The 19305-nt window shown below is 72.5% G+C and carries 1 protein-coding gene (running past both ends of the window); it reads left to right on the top strand.

Every position in this 19305-nt window falls within one protein-coding gene, locus OHA72_RS06165, for a zeta toxin family protein (RefSeq protein ID WP_327006883.1), read on the top strand. The gene is 47889 nt long; 10575 of those nucleotides lie to the left of the window and 18009 to its right, leaving coding positions 10576-29880 in view (codon 3526, complete, through codon 9960, complete); the first codon wholly inside the window starts at nucleotide 1. Both codon boundaries (start and stop) fall beyond the window edges.

Here is a 19305-nt window from a genome sequence, read left to right as displayed (position 1 = left end):
GGACGTGTGGTCTCCGGTGATCTCGTGCACGTCGAGGGCCTGCCGGTTCCGCGGCAGACGGAACCCTTCGTGCTCTTCCGCCACAAGGTGGTTCTGGCGGAGACCCAACCCAAGGCTGTGGAGCTGTACCCCGACCTCGTCGACAGCGTTCGGCACGCGGTTCGGGTGCCCGGCCCGCCGATTCGGCTCAAGCCACCGTTGCCGCCCACGCGTCCGGTCTTCTGGGACACCCCGTCGTCGGAGCCGGCATCGGAGGCCCGCGCGGCCGTGACGTCGACGGACGACGAAGGGCCGGTGTCAGTTCCGCGGACCACATCGCTGCTGTTCCCGCGGGGGGTCCTGCTTGTCCACAACACCGCGACGCCGCCGACGGGCGCTGAAATGGAGGCCGCCCGCGGGGCCGCCGGCCCGCTCGGGACACTGACGGTCCTGGTTGCCGGCACGGTCGACCCGATGAGCCTGTTCACGGCCATCAGCCGGGTCCGCGCCACGGTTTTGCCGGAGACACGCCCCATCGTGCGGATGCCGGCGGACGTGGCCGCTCTGCGCCCCGACCCCGATGGGCCGACGTTGGCCGCCATGCTCGAGTCGTTCCATGACCTGAAGGTGCGGGGCTTCCTCGACCCGGACGAGAACCGGCGGATCTTCGATGAGGAGATCCTGCCCAACCTCCAGCTGAGCTGGCGGGGATCGAGTACCCGGTTGGAGTCCCGCGACGAACCCATCATTGTGGTCGTCGTCGCCCAGACCGGAGCCGGCAAGACCGAACTCTCCGAGTCGGTCCGGGCCGAGCTCGCCCTGGAGGGTCCGTTCGCACACATCGATATGGACATGTTCACTCCGCACTATCCCGGGTACGACGACGCGGTGCGGGCCGACCCCCACCGGGCCACCGATGTCGCCCGGGAGGACGCCGACGTGTGGTGGGACCGTGCGCTCGCTTGGGCCCGGGCACGTGGGCTTTCCGTGGTGGTGGAGTCGGCCGCCGCGTCGCCCTCGGAGTTCGAGGACATTCTGGAGTACTACAGCGCGAGCGGCTATCACGTCGACGTGCGATTCTTGGCCACGCCCGAGCCCGTGAGCGTGGCCGGAACGGTGGTCCGCGCCGTCCGGCAGCTCGAGGAGGACAGCGCGCCGCGAGTGGTGCGCCGTGAGGATCATGATCTCACGCTTCGTGGCCTGTTCCGCGCCGCCCAGGCGCTGGACGCCAGCGTCGACCTGGCCGACGCGGTCACCATCTACCGCCGCGATCCCGGCGGGTCGCGGGGCGAACCCCTGCCGATAGTCCACCACAACGATGTCGTCGATGGTGAGTGGGAAACGCCACCCAGCGCGGCCCGGGCCCTGCTCGCCGAACAGCGCATCGTGCACAGGGAGCCAGCATTCGAATCTCTCGACAATTGGGAGTTGACTCCCGCCAACTTCCTTCACCAGGCATCCGAGCTGCGCCGGGCGGAGGACCTCATATACCACGGCATGGCCGTGAACACCCCCTTGCCCGAACCCTCCGCGCTGTCCCCGGATCCTGAGGACGAGGGTGGTCCAGATCCTGAGGACGAGGGTGGTCCAGCCGGCCGCGGCACCGAGTCAGACGAATGGAGCCAGTTCCCGCCCGAGCCAACGGACGACGACATCGTCTCCCCGTCGGTCGGGGCTGGACCGGGCGGCACGCCTCCCACGGTGGAGCGGTCCCGCCCCCCGAGGGTCGAGGCCGGGGCGTTGGGGTCGCGCTGGACCGAGACGTACCTCGACTTGATGGACGAACTGGTCAACGACCACTCGCGAGCGCAGCAAGCGGCGGTCAAGGACTACATCGACCGGCTCCAGGACATCCGGCGCAGATACATCGGCGGCGGGCGCCGACACGTCGAGCACGTACTCGCCTACGCCTTCAGGGGAGAGATCGAGGACCGGCTGGGGCTGCCCGAACACGTGTCGGACGACGCCGTCGTCGAGGCGCTGACCGCCTTCGTCGTCGACAAACTGGAGGCGGAGCTCGCGCGGTGGGCTGCCCGTACAGGACCGGACCGGGGGCAGCATCGTCCCGACGACTACCCACTGATCACCGCCCTGACCCGTCACAACGCCCCCGTCGACGAGGCGTTCACCCGCCGGCTGATCGCCGCGATCAAGCGCAATGGCCCGTGGGACGCCTGGTCCAGCCGCCTCATGGCCGACGTTGAGCTCTCGGCGCTCGGCCTCGCCGCGTTCGTCTTCGACCGGACGGATGTCCGCCACATCGGCGTCCCGGGCGTCGAGCCGACCCGCTACCTGTGGGGCGACCACAGCGGCATAGACGCGGTCCAAGATGACTGGATCGTGGATCCGCCGCGCCGTCCGAGGCCATCGCAAAGGGTCGATCGGGAGCTGGCCGCCCGGGTGTTCGAGTTCATGGGCGACCTCGACCACCTGGCGACCGTCCGGGTCGGCCGCGCGTTGCGCACCGCCGACGCCGAGACGGCGGCCTCCCTGACCGCGGCGCGGCGCCAGCTTCAGGCCGCCCGGGAGCGGTACGCCACCCGGCGGATGGCGGAGGACCTGGGCCGGCTGCTGCGGCTGTACGGATACCTGCGGAGCACGATCGCCGCGCCGCCGCCCGAGCTGGTGCAACGGCTGCGCGAGCTGAACGAGACCGAGGACACCAGTTACCCGGTCCACGACCCGATCTTCCTCGACGACCTGCACGACGCGCTCGAGACGTCGCTGGAGTCCGGGGTCACGGTCGTGCTCACCCCGGCCCAGGCCCGATCTCTCGCCAGGCCGGAAACGGCCGCGACGACCCCGCTGCCGGCGGCGGTCACGAGCCGGCACCCCGACCTCGACCCCACCGGGAACGCGCTGGTGCAGGCGCACATCCGGGGCCGCGCCGTCCGGCGGGCGCTGGACAACACCGTGTTGACTGCCATCGATCCCGTCCGGCTGCTCCTCGGCGGGGCCGACGCGAACGTCCGCCAGCGCCTCGCCCACGTCACCGGCTTCCGCCACGACCCCGCGCTCGCGACCGCGCCGTCCGGCGGCGGGGCACTGGCGCTGACGCTGCCCGGGCTCACCTGGAGTGACGTCGACGAGGTGTACGTCGGTTGGGGAGCCGACCGCACCCGGCCGGGCGACGGGGCGCTCACCGACTGGCAGGCCGAGATGCTCAGAGACGAGCTCAGGTCGGCCCACCCGCCGGTGGTGGAGCTCGGCGCCGCGCTGAGCGCGGGCGACGAGGTGGCTCGCCAGCGGGTCCGCGAGCTGTTCGACCTGCCGGCCGACCATGAGCCGGCCCCGCCCGACCTGGCCGCGGCCCGGAGTCTGGACGCCCAGGTGCGCGGGGAGAACGGGGCGTTCCCTGACCGGGCTGAGCTCCTACGGGCGGCCCAGGACCGCGGCATCACGGGCGCGACCGACACCGAGATCCTGCGGTCGTTCGCCCGCGCGCTCCAGTTCGCGGACCGGCTCCGGGCAGCCAACGACGCCGGCACTTCCTACCCGACCAGCTCCCTCACGGCGGCCTTGACCCTCTTGGACGAGGTCGGCACATACCTACGCCAGTACGACTTCTCCGTCCGTATCGCGCCGCAGGCCGCGCTTGAGGGGACCGCGGTCCTGCGGCCGACCGGCCAGACGATCCACCTCGGCCCGGTCGATGTCGCCTCGATGGCCACCGCCGAGACCCCGGCCCAGGCGCCGGGCACGCCGGTCGCCGGAGCGGTGGTCGCGAGGCTTCGCCCCGACGTCCTGGGACGCTCGCTTGACGCTGCCCACGGCGACTGGCTCGCGCGCGAGGGCCTGGCCGGCGCGCTGCTGCTCACCGACGACGCGGTGTTCCGCTGGCTCGTCGGCCTGGCCACGCAGGGGCGGCACGACCCGGGCTTCGACCGCCGACCGCCGGCCGATCCGGGCCTCGCGCTACCCGTACGCACAGCGGTTGCCGGGGCGGACGTGGCCCGGTTCACGGTGCACCTCGGGGCCGACCCCGACCGGCCGGCCGCGGTGGTCACCCACGACCAGGCCCGGATGCTCGTCGTCACCCTGAACGAACGTGCCGCTGGGGACGGCCGCGCGGATCGCCGGGTCGTGGCCGAGCTGGGTCGCGACGTCGGCGCGCCCGGTGCCGCGCGGCGGATCGAGGAGAGCCGGGTCCACCGCCTCTACGGGGTGGCCCCGGGTGGCCCTCGCCGGGACCGGGCGCTGCGGACCGCGGCCTGGCTGGACGCGGTCGCCACCGGCCATCGATCGTTGTCGTTCGCCTCCGACGGCGAGTTGCGGGCGCTCGCGACGGACGTCGGCCTCGACGGGCCGCGCGCCATCGAGGACCTGTTCTTCGTGGCGTGGCAGGCGCTGCCACCGGACGGCCTCCCACCAGACGTCGGCGAGCGTGACGCCCTGCGGGCGACGGTCCGCGAGCGGGACATCGCGGAACTCGACCGCGAGACGGCGCAGGGGGCCGGCGCGATCGAGCGCGGCCTGAGGGCGTCAACCGTCGCGCCATCGGTCGCTCCGTCCGGTGCCGGGGTGCTCGGACCGGATCGATTCGGCACCCGGGCCGCCAAGCCGTCGCCTGAGTTCCTGCGGGGGTTGGACCAGAGCGAGGTGCCCTCCGCGTCGCTGCACGACTTCTTCGCCCGGCTCGACCTGAGCCGGCGGACCGCCCCCGGGTCGGCCGACCTACGGCTCTCGGCACTGGTCCCCGAGCCCGGCAGTGTCGTCGCGGTGGGTCGCGAGGACGGGCACTGGGCGACCGACCCGTCTCAGCTCAGCCCGCAGGCCGGACCGCTCGGGCGGTCCAGCCTGCCGCGCAGCGTGCACGCGGTCTGGCTCGGGTCACCGATCACCGGCGGCGACGGCCGGGCCGCGGCGGACCGGAGCGCGATGCGGACGGCGCTGGCCGCGGCGGCGGCGCAGGCCGCGCAGGCCCGGGTCATCGGGGCGGACTGGCGGGTACACCTGTGGACCGACATCCCCCGGTCGGACTTCGAGGCCGCCGGCGACAATCGGCCCGAGACCGGCAGCGACCGGCTGCGCGACGTCCGCGAGATGCGGCAGTGGGCCGCGGCGAACCGCATCGTGCTGATCAACGTCGACGAGGTGTTCCACGCCGGCGCGCCGCTGCCCCTGCTGCCGCAGTACCGGGCCGAGCTGGCCCGCCGCACCGAGCACGGACACCGCGAGGCGAGCGGCATTCTGGGCGCCTCGATCGTCGAACGCTTCGGCGGTGTCTACATGGGACCGCACAGCGGGCTGGCGACCATTCAGGGGCTGTTGGACCTGGCCGGCGCTCCGTCCTTGGCCCTCGACTTCCAGGTGGTACCGACGTCGACCGGTGGTGGCGTCGCCCTCGACATCGAGCCATCGACGATCGTGGCGGCCCGCCGGCACCCGTTCTTCCACCAGCACCGACGATTCCTCCTCGACACCTACAGGCGGACCGAGCAGCAGCTGCTCAACGCGCCCACGTTCAGCACCCAGCGGCAGCAGGAGGAGGCGCTGCGCGGGGCGGGCGGCGCCGGGCCGATCCGCCACCCGGCGACGCTGCGCACGAGCGCCCGCGGGGTGGACCCGGTCGCGCTGGGCTTCCGGTACGTGGCCGACATCCCGAACCTGCGGCGACTCACCAGGCCGGCAACGGCGACCGACACCGCCGGTGATCCGTTGGCCCCGGTGGTCCGCTACGGCCCGCAGGACGTGCCCGCCGTCACCCGGGACATCGTGTCCACATTGGAGCGCGGTCTGGCCGACCGGAATGGTGACCTGCACCTGACGGCGGTCGCCCCGGTGGTGGCCGCGCTGCCCGACCCGGCCGCGGCGTGGCGTGGCGTGATCCGGTTCCTGCTCACCCAACCGGACATCGCGGGGCGGATCCGCACGGTCACCGACCGGGTGCTCACTCTCGACACCGAGGGCGGGGTCACCACGCACGTGGTGCCGCTGCCGGCGTCGGTGCGGGCGAGCCTGGGACTGACCGAACCGGCGCCGGGTGCCGACCCGGAGGGGCAGTGGCGCCTGGGCGAGCTGATGCGCCCCTACCGCGGCGGGCGGGTCGATGGCCTCGCCGACGACGCGGCCGGCGACGGACACGCCGGGGCGGCGGCGCCGGGCGGCGACGCCGCTGCCCAGGCCCAGTTGCGGTCGGCGCTCTTCGGGGAGCGGGGCCGCTACGACGGCGCCGCGATGGACGCGCTGATGACGATGGCCGTGCACCGGCAGCACGGCGCCCCGGCTGGAGACCAGCGCGCTACAGCCGTCGCATTCGAGGCGCTCGCGGAGGATCTCGGCCTGCGTTTCAGCCCTGACCATGGCATTACGCGTGGACAGCGTCGCTGGATGGCTCTCGACCTCGTCCGGCGGGCTCAGCTCACCTTCGGGCTCGCGATCGGTGAGGTCAGGGTCGACGACCTGCGGACGGTGCTCGCCCTCGACGACCTGGCCGACGACGGATCGGGCCTGCGTCCCCCGACCCGCGGGCAGTTGGTGGCACTCGCCCAGCGGGCCGGCATCGGCGGCGAGCCGGGGCCGGCGCTCGTGCAACTCTTCGCCCACGCCGGGTGGGTGGGAGCGCAGGGACTCACCGTGGCTGCCCTGCGCCAGGTGCCGGACCAGCGGCTGCGGGACCTGCTGCGGGTCCCGGACGGGGCGGCCGTACCGGTCGATGGCGCCGCCACCGTCGCCCGCCTCGACCGGCTGGTCGCCCCGACCGCCGGCCGGTTCGCCTCCCGGCAGCAGCTCTTCGATCTCGCCGCTCGGGTCGGCATCGACCGGGACTCGCCCGATGCGCTGGCCATGCTCATCGACCGCGTGCGCTGGCTGGGCGACGCGCGCCCGCTGAGCGAGCAGGCGCTGGCCGAGCTTCCACAGCAGCGAGCCCGCGAACTGTACGGGCTGCCGGACGGGGCTCAGCTGGGCGCCGCCGACCTGCGGGCGGTGAGTCTGCTCGACCAGTCGGCCACCGGCCGGGCCAACACGTTCGCCTCGCCGGATCAGCTGGCCACACTGGCCAGCGAGGTCGGCTTCCGGTCGGCCTGGGAGCCGGCGCAGGCACGAGCGCAGCTGTTCCGGCTGGCGCAGGGGGCCGAAGCGCCGCTGACCGTGGAGCGGCTGAGGCAGCGGTGGGTCGGCCAGACGTACGGTCTGCCCACCGCCGGAGATCATGAGGTCGCGGTGGCGGCCCGGCTGGACCGCCTGGTCACCGGCGCGGAGGGCGGGTTCGCCCCGCCGGGCCAGCTGCGCGCCCAGGCGTCGGCCGTGGGCTTCGGCGGCTCCCGGTGGTCGGACCCCGCCGCGATGCGGGAGCTGTTCGGCCTGGCCGGGGCGATCCCGGATGGGACTGCGCTGACCGTCGACCAGCTGCGCGAGCGATGGGTCGCCCGGACGTACGAGTCGACCTCTGTCGATGCCAACCAGATCGCGGCGGCCCGCCGGCTGGACCGGCTGGTGACCGCTGTGGACGGCGTCGTCGGGACCAGGACGGATCTGGTCGAGCGGGCCCACACGGTCGGCTTCGGGGATCGCCGCGGCGCCACGGGCTGGTCGGACCGGGACGCGCTGCAGGAACTGCTCGGGCTGGCTGGCCGGGACGGGGAAGCGCTGAGCGTCGCGCTGTTGCGGCAGCGGTGGGTCGGCCAGACCTACGGTCTGGCGTCGCCCGACTCCGCCCAGGTCGCGGCGGCGGCGCGACTGGACGACCTGGCGACCGGCCGGTCGGGCGTGTTCGCGCCGCCCGACGCCCTGGCTCGGCTGGCGCGGGAGGTCGGCTTCGGGACGCTGACCGCAACCTCCGGGTGGTCGGAGCCGGACGCGCGGCGGGAACTGCTGGCGCTGGCCGCCCAGGACACGGGCGCGCTGAGTATCGAGCTGCTGCGGGCGCGCTGGGTGGCGCGGGCGTATGGCGTCTCCACTGCGGACGCCGACGATGTCGCGGCGGCACGGCGCCTGGATCGGCTCGTCACCGGCCGCGACGGGGTGTTCGCGACCCGGGACCGGTTGGTCGCGACGGCGGCCCGGGTCGGGTTCACCGAGCCGCGCTGGACGTCCGGGGATGCCCTGCGGCAGCTGCTGGCGCTGGCCCGCTCCGATACGCCGTTGACCATCCCTCGGCTGCGCGAGCAGTGGGTGATGGACCTTTATGCATTGCCATCCGTCGACCCGCAGCAGGTCTTGGCGGCGGCCCGCCTGGACCGGTTCGTCACCGAGGTGGACGGCGTTGCCGCGACCCGCGACGAGCTGACCGATCTCGCGGTGAGCGTCGGCTTCCGCGCGCCGCAGTGGCCGGCGGCGCAGGCGCTGGCGGCCCTGCTCGAGCTGACCCGGCATGCCCCGGCGGGCGAGCCGCTGAGCATCGACACACTGCGCCGCCGCTGGGTGATGCACACCTTCGACCTGTCCTCCGCGGACGATCGGCAGCTGGCTGCGGCGGGCGGGCTGGACCGGCTCGTCACCGGCCGTGGCGACGTGCTGGCCCGGCCAGCGCAGCTGCGCGCAACCGCCCAGCAGGCGGGGATCGACCAGGGTGCACCCCGGCCGCTGGTGCAACTGCTCTCCCGGGCCGACTGGCGGAGCCAGCAGACATCGTTGCCGCTCACCGTGGAGCCGCTGCGGTCGGTGCCTCGGGAACGCGCCGCGTCGCTCTACGGGCTGGGGCCCGCGGCGGTGACCGAGGCCGACCTCGCGGTCGTGGCCGGTCTCGACCGGTTCGTTACCGGCGAGGACGGCGTCTTCGCCAACCGGCCGGCCCTGCTGGGGTTGGCCCAGCGCATCGGAATCAGCCTGGACGCCGACGGGGCGCGGGCGCTGGGGGAGCTCTTCGCCCGAGCCGGCTGGCAGACCGAGCAGCGTCTCCTGTTGACGGAGCCGGCCCTGCAGACGGTGCCGAGCCGGCGCACCGCGCAGCTGTACGGGATGGCTCCGCAATCGGTCGGCCCCGCCGAGGTCGCGCTGGCCCAGCGGCTGGACGAGACGGTCACCGGACGCCCCGGGGCGTACGCGACGCAGGCGCAGCTGGCTGCCGTGGCCCGCGAGGCCGGCGCCGATGGGCCCGCCGAGCTGTTCGCGCGGGCCCGGTGGCTGGCCGAGCACGGTCAGCCGATGGACCGTGCACACCTGGCCGGCGTGCCGGTCCGGCGGGCCCGACTGCTGTACGGCATCACGCTCGACATCGACGTGACCGCCGACGAGCTGGCGGTGATCGGACGACTCGACACGCTGGCCACGGGCCGTCCCGGCACGTTCGCCAGTCGCGACCAGCTGCTGGACCTGGCCGAGCGGTCAGGCATCGACCGGGACTCTCCCACCGCGCTGGCTCAGCTGCGCGCCCGGGCGGGCTGGGTGGGCGACCAGGTCACGGCGGCGCACCTGCCGCTCGTGGAGGACCTGCGGGTGCGGCGGATCTTCGGCCTGCCCGACGAGCCGGGCCCGACGCCGGCCGACATCGCGGTCGCCCGCCAGCTTGACGAGATCGCCACCAGCCGCCCGGGCATTTTCGCGACCGAGTCGCAGCTGCGCGACGTGGCCGGACGCGTGGGCGTGGACACTCGTGCGGAGCTGTTCGCCCTCGCCCGGCGCACGCTGCCGCCCGAGGGCCTGCCGGCGGACGCCGACCCGATCGCGGTCATGCGGGCCGGCAGGGACGACTCGTCCGGCCCGACCGGCGACGGTGGCGCCGCCGCGACCCTGGACCGCCGCGACAGCTCGGACGAGGAGGCCGGGGCGGGCGGCGCGGCGACAACCGGTGGAGCCGCCACGATCGGCCGGGGCGATCCGGCGGACGGCGCGAGCACCGCCGCGCTCGCCACTGCAGAACCGTCCGGCGTCGGATCACCGGCATTGCGCGACGCGGTGCTTGCGTTGGCGCCCTGGATTGAAGGCACGCCGGACTGTCTGCCCCGGGTGTTGGAGGTACTGCGGGCGTTGAGCGCGCCTGCGCGGGCGTCGGACGACAGCCGGCGTGAGCGGGACGAGGATCGGATCGCGTCCTGGCTTGACGGAACGTTCGTCGAGTCCCAGTTGGACCAGTTGGCGGGGTTGCGGCCGCGTGGCGTGACCGCGATCGTGGTGGAGCGGCCAGGAGAGCACCCGCATGTCGTGCTGGTGGAGCGGCAGGCCGACGGGGGGCTCGTCCTGGCGGAGACCCAGGCTAACGGTGACGAGCGACTGGTGCGGTTCGAGCTCGATGGGCGCTTCGATGCTCACGAGGGACTGAGCCTGCCGCCGTCGCTGCACGGCTCGGTGCGGCTGGTGCGGGATCCGCTCGGTGGGCTCGCGCAACTCGAGCCGGTCGACAACCAGCCTCGGCCGATGCGCGTCGCGGAGGCGGACGCCCGCGTCCCGTTGCTCGTCGGGGCGGGTGTGGTCGCAGCGATCACCGACGCCATCGAGGGCGAGGTCGGCATGCGCCGGGCGTTCAAAGCGGTGGGGCGCGCCGTGACGGGCCGGCCGCGGACGGTCTTCGGGCGGGGCGACGAGGCCAGCCAAGGGGCGTCGGCTGTCCGGACCGACATCCAGACCGTCTTCGTGCGCCGCGAGGGCGACCGGTTGGATTCCGAGCCGATCGACGCGGTGCTGGCCGGCCGCGACAGCCGCGTGGTGCGGATCGTGCCGTCCGATGGGCTGGTCCTTGATGCGGCGGCGGTGGAGTCGCTGCGGCAACGGTTCGTCGCCGCGGGGCGGGTGGCGTTCATGCCCAGCCCGGGCAGCGAGGTGCGAGCCCACCAACACGATCTGGTCGTCGACGCACCGGGCGGGTGGGTGCGACTCGACGAGACCATGAGTGACGGCGGTTACGCGACCACCAGCACCGGCCGACTGGCTCGCGACATGACCGACCCGAGCCTTGTGCCGAGCAGGGGCGAGCTCATCACGTGGGCGGCCGAGCTCTCGGCGCTGCCGGTGTCCCTGGACTCCCAGCCGGGTGACTCAGTCCGGTCGATCGGACTGGAGCTGGAGTTCGACCTGCCGGAGCGTAGTGCGGACGAGTGGGCGGCGACGATGGCCGACATCATCACCGACCTGCGCCGGTACGGCCTCTCCACGCAACGCCAGATCCTGGACGACCACGGCACGCAGGCGCAGGGATACACCCGCGCCCCGGACGGCTGGCGGTTGGAGCGTGAGGGCACCGTGGAGGGCGGCGGCGAGCTCGTCTCCCCGATCCTGTCGTTCCGGCGTAGCTTCCCGTCAACCACGCAACGTCCCTTGTGGACGGACGTCGCCCTGGCCATCGGCATCCTGCGCCGCCACGGGGCGGTCGGCAGCGTCCGGACCGCGGGTCACATCCACGTCGGTGTGGGCGACTTCGGGTTGGACCGGGACCGGATGGCCCGGTTGCTCGGCTCGGTCCACGCCCACCAGGAGTCGCTGTTCCGCCTCGGGCTGCCGCCCGGCGCCCGCTACCACCGCGGCGTGCTGCAAGCCAGGCCGCTTCCGGCGCCGTCAGACGGGTACGGCGAGCGACTGGGTCGGCTGCTCGACTCGGGGCCGGACGCGCGGTACGACGCGTTCACCCTGGACCCGCTGGTCCAGGGTTGGCACCGTGGGGTGGCGTCCCGGCGCGACCATGTGGAGTTCCGCTTCTTCGGCGGCGACCTCGACCTCGGCGCGACGCAGGCCCGGGCCCGGACCGTCCAGGCGATCGTCGACGCGAGCGCGCGCCCGGTGCCGGTGCCCGGACCTCAGGTGCTGGGCCAGCACTACGGCCGCGATGCCGACCCGGAGAGCAGCCGCGCCCTCGACGAGTTGCAGGGCCTGTTCCCGCCCGAGGCGGAGTTCGCCCGGGAACAGGTGGCCCGGCTGTGGGCGCTGACCGTCTGGCAGCCGCCGCTCGTCGCGGGAATCCGGGGCTGGGGGAACCTCCTCTGGACCGGAACGGCCGTCAAGTCGGGGGCGGTGTGGGACGCCTACGACGCGGCAGCCGCCGGCTACCCGGGGCCCGTCATCGTCGCCGTGCCCCGCGGCGTCACCGACCAGGTTCCTGTCGTTCCGCGCGCGACCACCGCGGCCGGCGTCCCGGCGCCGCGAGACATTCGCTTCGGTGAAGACCCGGCCGACGCCGCCGAGCTGACCAGGCGGCAACGCGAAGCGCTGAGGGCGCAGCTGGACGCCTTCGCCGCCGACACTCGGCCGGTCGTGCTCGCCCCGCACCCGGCCGGCACCGAGGATGCCCTGCGTGGCGGGGCGTGGCTCGTCCGGCCGCGAAGCTCCGACGGCGACGTCAGCGTCACGCTCGAGAGCGGGTCTGATCCCGGCTGGCATTCGCGGCACGGCTGGGAGGTGCTCGATGCGGCCGGCACCGTTGTCCATACCCATGGCCCGCGACTGGACGGGGCAGGACTGCGGGCGATTCTGGCGGTCGCGGCCGGATCGCCCGCCGCCGACGGCACGGCGGCGCCCTCGGAGCCGGTGCTGTCGTTGCGCGGTGGCGCGGGCCGGCCGGAGGACCTGGACCTCACGAGCGACCTTGACGACCTGTCCGATCTGGACATCAGTGATGAGTCGGACGGCGAGTTGGGCGATCCGTCAGACATTGAGCTGGCTTGGTCGGAGGATGGCTCGTCGTCTGGGGACTCCTCACTGACGGTGGTCGGGCCAATGGTGGCGTCGGACGGCCACATTCGCGCGTTGCTGGACCTGCCGGATGACGTGGTGGTCGAGGCACACCACCGGTACGAGGCGGAGGTGCTGGCCGGGGTCGTCCGTCCGGGCGCGACGGCGGCTCAGGTAACGCCGGAGCAGATGTTGGTGGTGGCCGATGCGCTGCACGCGCCGGGGACGGTGACGTTGACGGAGTCGCCGTCGGCCGCGGTGATGGCTTCGCGCGGGTGGTTGATGCGCCGCACTCGTGGGGTGGCGGGGCTGGCGGTGCAGTTGTACGGGCCGAGGGTGCGGCCGACCCCCGATGGGCTGCGGATCGTCCGGCGTCTCTATGACGTGTTGGAGATCGGTGGGTTGACGCGGGACCGGGCGGGGTTGGCGGCGCTTGCGGGCCGGGTGCTCGGCATCGATGCGGCGGCGTACACGGATGCTGACGGCCGGCGGTTGCTGGAGCTGGTGCACCAGGCGGCGATGCCCGGGACCGGGCCGACAGTGGTGGCGGCCGTGCAGGCCGGGGTGGCGTCGCAGGGGATGCGCCACCTGGCGGGTGAGCTGTCGCTGAGCGTGGATGAGCAGCGGCAGTTGGTGGTGGAGCTGTTGACACCGCGGCCGCGAGAAAAGGATCAGTTCCTGGCGGTGGCGATGCTGTTCGACGCCGACGATGCGACGCTGGCACAGCTGTTGACGCCGGCCGACGTACGCGAGGCGGTGCTCGGTCGCGTGCGGCTGCCGGTGGTGCGGCCGGTGCTGGAGCGGGTCATCAACGACCGGGTCGAGGGCGGGATGGACGCCCTGTTGTCTGGCGGCCCGATCGTTGCGCATGGGCAGCCGGCGGGGCGGTTCACGCCCGACGTGCTCGACGATTTCGATGCCGACATCGACTTCGACACGTTGTTCGCGTTGCCGGGGGTGGAGAAGCTCAAGGCGTTCCGGTACCTGCTGGCCCGGCAGTTGGAGGGGGCCCAGCCGGTAGCCCCGCGCACACCCCACGAACTGCGCGAGGACGCGCTGCTGCTGCGGCTGATGCGCGAGGTGACCCACCGCTTCGCCAGCATCGGCGGGACCGTGATGGCGCGAGCGGTCGTCGACACTCCGCCGATGGCCGTCGTCGCAGCCACCGACGAGGCCATGGCCAGTGATCCCTTCCGGCCGGTGGCGGAGACCCGGGAGTTTGTGGAGACGCTGCCGGGCGACACCGAGCCGTATGGTGTCCGCTTGCGTGAGCGGATCGAGGCGTTCAGGACCGGCCTGCTCGCTGCAAGCCTTGCTGGTTGGCGGCCGGAGGATCGGGTCCCGGGGCGCCTGCTCGGGTGGGACCGGGTCAACGAGATCGTCAACGCGGCCCGGGAGAGCAACAACGCCGCGTTCGCGCCATACAGCCGCCTGGAGACTCCGTACGTCGGCGGCACCGGCTCGCCCGACGACACCATCGTCGACATCTGGGAGTACTACGAGCCCATGATGCAGACCGCCGAGGGAATCGACGAACTCGCCACGGAAGCGCTGCATCAGGTAATCCATGGCCTCGACATCCACAGTGAGCACGGCGCCCGGCTGGATCTGTTCGCCCTCGCCAACCGCGAGTCGCAGATCGCGTACGAGGTGATGGAAGAGCAGCTCAACGACCCCGCACGGGCGCGTCAATGGGCCGAGTACATGCGTAACTGGTCCGGCATGACGCTTTCGGGCAAGGCGATCGTGGTGAGGCGGTGGCTCCCTGAGAGCGCCGAGGAGAGGCTCGACATGGAGCTGAGTCTCTTCCAGGTCGCCACGCACGAGGACGTGCACTTCCGGGAGGCCGCGGACTACCTGGCATTCCGGCAGCGACTTTCCGAGCTCACCGCCAGCGGCCGGGCGTGGCGTGAGGGCGTGCCGACGGCCCTGCACGAGCTGAGCTGGTGGCGGCTGCGCGCCGACCGGGGCCGCTGGGAGCGCGTCCTGGCGACGGTCGGTGGCCCGAACGCGCCTGATGGGCGATACTCCCCGCCGCCCATGGACGGCCTGCGATATAACGAGTACGTCAATGCGCTCCGGCTGATCCATGTGGTTGGGGCCGAGAACCTGATGGCGTTCTACTTCCTTGGCGACGGCGAGCGGTTGATCGGCTCGTTCACGGTCGCGATGCTCGGCTCGCCCGAGGCGCCGCTGTCGGTGCGGGCGATGCGCGACGCCGTCGGACGGTTGGGTTCGGCCCCGCCGGCGGCCCGGCACGGCTTGAGCGTGCAGGTGTTCCTCGACCCGCAGGACGCGGCGTCGGCGGAGGTGGCGGGCCTGTTGCGCCAGCCCGGCGCCGACGTGGTGACGGTGAACAGCCCCGCCCCATCGGCGTTGCCCGTGTCGTCGTCGCGGGATGGTTCGGGCCGGCCGGAGGACCTGGACCTGGTCAGCGAGCCGAGCAGCGACGGCGGCCCGGGCTCGCGGCCGGCGTCGGGTCAGTCCGATCTGGACAGTGGGGTGGGCGGTGGTTCGCACCTGGACGGTCTCGCCGCCGCCGGGGTGTCGGGCTGGTTGGATGCGTTGCGCCTGGCAGATGCGGCGTTCGCGCGGCAGGTGTGGTCGTTTGGTTCGGCGGTGCGGGCGAACCATCCGGGCGGTGTGGGTGGGGCGCTGGTGGAGGGTGCGGAGTTCGTGGCGGGGGTGTTGGCGATGCCGCCGGTGCGGGTGGTGCCGGCGCGTGGTGACCTGGGTGGACAGGTGGATGTCGGGTCGTGGGCGGTGTCGGTGCGGGTCGGGGTGCCGTGGGCCGTCGCGTGGGAGGACCTGCTGCGGGGGTTGGTGAAGGCGGAGGCGTACTGGCGGGTGGCGGCCGGTGATCGGATGGCCTGGCCGTGGTCGCCGTGGACGTTGACGTCGGTCCTTACTCACCTCGCCGGTAAACCGGCCATCGTGGCGCAGTGGCCGGCGTGGCGGCAGGGCCTATGGGAGGCCGTCTTCGGTCCCGACGCGGTGCGGTCGCTGGAGCGGGCGGCGGACGAGGTGGTGCGGCGCTCGCGTGATGGCCAGCCGCTGGGTGGGTTGCGGGAGTTGCTGGCTGAGGTCGAGGTGTTCGCGTCCTCTGTCGAGGGTGCGTCGTCGCGGCTGGCGTTCGGGTGGCGCAGTGGTCAGCACCGGTTTGTCGAGGTGGACCCGGATACCGGTGTGCGGCGGGGAGAGCTCGAGTGGTCGTCGGGTCGGTGGATCCCGCGGCTCGCCGTGTCAGGTGGGGCACCGACGCCGGCTCAGGTGGCCACGGCGATGGTGGCGGGGTTGGCCGCGTTGGCGTCGTCGGCTCCGGTTGGTCCGGACTCCCCGCCGCGGCGGGTGGCGATGGTGGTGCGGGATCGCCAGGAGGGGTTGTCGCGGTTGGTCGAGTCCGGGGCCACAGATGTGATCGTGGGTGGTTTCCAGTTCCAGTTGAATACCACGTACCCGATCTACAATGACACCAATGACTATGTGAATGATCTCGGCCCGGTGTTCATGCTCAACGGTGTCCCGGTCAACGGGTCGCATCGTGATCCGCTGCTGGAGGATGTGGCGCAGCTGGATGGTGTGAACCGGCTGGCGATGCTGGGTGGCAGCAGTGGTGACTACTACGGGGAGATCGGTAGGGGCTATCAACCGCCAGAATTGTTGAACGTGACGTTCTCGCAGCTGTATCCGCCGCTGCGCGACATGCTGCGGACGTACGAGTTCTCCGGGCTGAATCTGTTCCCGTATTCGGTCGGCTGGCCGGCCTTCGACTATGGGCAGTTGATCGATGCGCTCCGGGATGATTTCGGTCGGTCGTTCCTCATCGCGATGACCTGGGACGGAGTGATACCAGGGTCTGGTGGCCAGTGGATTCCGATCCTTACGACGGCCGTGGACAAGGTCGACTTGCACATCCTGGTCGGTCGGCCGGACCGCGGCTGGCAGCGTCTCGTCGACGAGACCGGGCTCGACCCGCAGCGGGTGCTCATCCTGATGGAAACGTCGACGTATACCGGCAGTCCTAGTCCGGCCGCGGTCACCGCGGACACCGAGGAGAACACCAGCGCGCACATCGCCGGTCTGGTCGAGGCGGTTCCCGACATCCTGGGAGTTCTCGGCTGGGACTTCGACCACGCGAACCCTATCGATGCTCCCTGGACGTGGGCCCAGCACGCGACGCGGGCGCTGGAGGAGGGCGACTACTTCCCCGCGGAGCGCGACCGCGAGCAGCAGCGGCAGCGGAACAGAACCATCGCGGGCTCGGTCGTCGGCGCGGTCACGCTGATCGCGATCGGCGGATCCCTTTACGTCTACATCAGCCGGATGAGGCAGGTGACGGCGGATGTGGCGGCGCGGGCGGCGGCGCTGGCGACGCGGGTGACAGCATTCGCGGAGACTCAACAGCGCAGCGCCTGGATACCGCGCCCGGGCGACGTGGAGCTGGTGGAGTTGGCCAGCCGCCGTGAGGGGGCGGACACAGCGCTGGTGGTCCTGCAGCGCACGGTCGAGGGTCTGGAGCAGGCCGCGCGGGCAGTGGCATCGGTGACACCGGGGCCGGTGGCGCCGACGACCCGCAGCCGGGTCCGCCGGCTGCCCGGTTTCCCGGAAGTCCCGTCGCCGACCCACATGACCGGTGGCGCGGCCGGGTTGCGGGAGCAGTTGGCTCGGACCCGGCGGGACCTGGCCCACCTCCACCGGCTGCGGGGTGCGGTCGCGGCGGGTGTCTTCGGCGTCCAACGCTGGGCCCTGCTGAAGGCCTATGTCGAAGGCGAACTCGACCGTGACGTTGCGCGGGCGGCGGCGATGGAGCGGCTGCGGAAGGACTTCCCGGGTCTGGCCCGTGCGAGTGACCGCCGGGTTGGGGCAGTGCTGGAGAGCGTGGTCGACCACATCGTCAATGGCACAGATCTGGTCACGAACCTGGATCTCAACGCGTCGGTGACGCTGGATCTGGACCGGACGTTGTGGTTGCCCGGTGAGGGTGGCGAAGAGTCGGGGACCAGGACCACGGTGCGGGAGCTTCTACAGGGTGGTCAGCCGGGCGGCGCCTTCCCGGCGGAGCAGACCCAGGTGACGGTGACCGTGTGGGAGTTCATGCGGGCCGCGCCACGAGTCGGTGCCCTGCTCAACAACTGGATCACTCGGACCAGGAGCGCGGCGTGGGGGCCTTGGTACGAGACCAGGCGTGGCAACAAAGAGTCCCGGTCCGGCTACCTGCCGGCGCTGCTGCCCACGGCACCCGAGGCTGGTTCGCTGGCGGACGGTCAGCTCTACAGCCCCGAGGAGCCGTGGAGCCTGCCGTATTACATGTCCCCGGTTTCGGTGTTCCGGCCCGGCGGCACCGCGCCCGGCTATGGGCGAGCGGTGTTCCACTGGAAGAAGGCGGACCTCCTCGATGCCGTCACGTTCCGGGAGGACGGCGTATTTGACGTTGCCCGGCACGTGCGGTGGTTGAACAACCTGTACTGGGTGGTGGCCGGCAGCGACAAGCAGGTCATCGATCTGCTGGTGGGCGAGGCGACCGGCTTCGAGCAGGCGTCGGACCTGGTCAGCGCGCTGCATAAGGAACACCCTCCGCCTGTGTCCAACCGGATGATCGAGGTGTTCCTCAACCGGACGGCGCGATGGGGCGACGTTGAGCGGGTGGTGTTGACCTGGTCGGCCGACGAGGCGGACGGGCTGGCGCAGGCGTTGCGCCAGCGGGAAGAGATGGAGACGTTCGCCGCCGCGAATGGGTTCGACTTCGAGGTGGCGCTGCACCGCGACGGCGATGCGCCGCTGGACTTGTTCCGTCATCCGAAGGCGTTCGTCATTGTGCCGGGCAGCGACGCCGCGCCAGCCACGGTTGAGGGCCTGGTGCGTGGTGACGTCTCGGTGCCGGGAGCCGCGGTCTCGGCCTCGTTGCTCACGGCGCCCGAGGGGACGCGGGCGTCGGACGTCGTGCTGGAGGTGTCGGTACCGCCGGGGGTCGGCTCCATCGAGGCCGACGGCCGGGTGATCCTGCCGAGGCCGGACTGGTCGAAGGTCGTCGTACGGGGAGTGGTGCGGCCGCTTGGTGAAAGCCGGCCGGTGGCGGGGCGGCTGTCGGACTACGACGGAGAGAGCCTGCCCCGGCTGGCGGCGTCGTTCGGGTCGGTTGGTCCGGATGGGGTGCGGGTCGGTCTTTCGGGTGCGGTGGCGGGTCGGTCGTGGCGGGTGGTGCCGGTCGACAGTCGCGACCACGGGGTCGATGTGGTGTTGACCGCAACGTTGTATCGGCACTTCGGCGTGGCCGCGATGGACGCGGTCCTGGTTCGCGGTGTCGATGGAGACGACTTCATCGGGTTCGGGGTGGCGGTTGAGGTGACGCCGGGTGAGCGGACGCTGGACCCGGGTGAGGTGGCGGAGCGGCCTTACGGGTTGGTCGCCGGTGTGGCGGCAGACCTGTTGCTGGATACGGGGGTGGTGGACGGACGGGTCGCGGCCGGCGCGGGGGGCGTGATCCGGTCGGCGGGGGCGAGGACCACGCCGCTGTTGGCATTGGGGCGTCGGGCGGTCGCGTCGGGCGAAGCCGACGATGTCTCGGTGGACGCGGCGTGGGCCGCGGTGGTGGCGGGGATGACGCCGGTGCAGTGGTTCGCGGCGACCCAGCGGGTGTGGGCGGTGCGCGACGAGGCGATCCGGCAGGTCGTGCACGCTCAGCTGGGTCTCCCGCGCCAGGCGCAGGTGTTGGCCGACAAGCTTGTCGAGCGGAAGCGGACGTTGCCGTTGCCGCGGGTACCGCTGGCCGAGTTGCGCGCCGCAGGG

This window comes from Dactylosporangium sp. NBC_01737 (assembly GCF_035963215.1).
In the GTDB taxonomy this organism is placed as follows: domain Bacteria; phylum Actinomycetota; class Actinomycetes; order Mycobacteriales; family Micromonosporaceae; genus Dactylosporangium.
Note: the sequence above shows the minus strand (reverse complement) of the source record. Positions and strands in the feature narration are given on the sequence as shown.